The sequence below is a fragment of the Oleiphilus sp. HI0061 genome (assembly GCF_001635675.1).
The window spans coordinates 1-685 of the sequence record NZ_LWFE01001393.1 but is presented as its reverse complement, the minus strand read 5'-3'; the positions used below and the strand labels follow the sequence as shown (position 1 = coordinate 685).

The following is a 685-nucleotide window of genomic DNA, read 5'->3' as shown; positions in this document are numbered from 1 at the left end:
CGCTTTAGGAACGCTATAGCCTTGCTCGGTGACCAGGGCAACCGCTTCTTGTTTAAACTCTGTTGTATAACTTCTGTTCTTTCGTTTTGTCATTTAACACCTCAATAATTGGATTATATTCCTTATTGAAGTGTCCTGTTTGATTAAAGCAGATCACTATCAAAGATAGATTAGGATCTACACACTGTCCAGAAGAGACCAGTTAGATAGCACCCTTCTCACACTCATGGCATACGAACACAAAGATGGGGTCTACTCTATCGGGATTAGAACTTCATTTCGTCTAAAAAAAGGAATTGACGAAGGTGGATCATAACCGGCAATAATAGGCTGCCCAATGGCTTTGATATCCTGCTCATTCAACCAAGCCAATAGTTCGCTTTTCTTGCTTTCTATTGTGTCCTCGTCCAGCCAACCACTGAAGCGAATCGCTGCAACGGTGTAATCATTGACTCGCTCCAAAGAAACGTTTGGGTCTCTCGGCGCCGGTGCTGTCTCAATCCTGAAATCTTCGGGAAGAACAAAAGACATTTTAGTTGCTTTGTCTTGATCCATGAACACAGGCGCGGTCATGCTGATATCTTGCCCCTTACTATTTTCGCCGGAGATATAAGCAAAAAGTCGTTTGAAAGCACTATCGTTTGACGATCTCCCCTTTTCACTATTCATCGTTGTGGAAACCAAT

2 protein-coding genes are annotated in these 685 nt (G+C 42.9%); both read right to left on the bottom strand.

Translation table 11 applies throughout. The annotated features are described in order from the left end of the window. Nucleotides 1–93 (bottom strand): transposase (locus A3735_RS29195; protein WP_156499822.1); only part of this gene is annotated, 93 nt, incomplete at its 3' end. Nucleotides 94–252: 159 nt separating this feature from the next. Continuing rightward, nucleotides 253–685 (bottom strand): heme-binding protein (locus A3735_RS21910; RefSeq protein WP_068638640.1); only part of this gene is annotated, 433 nt, incomplete at its 5' end.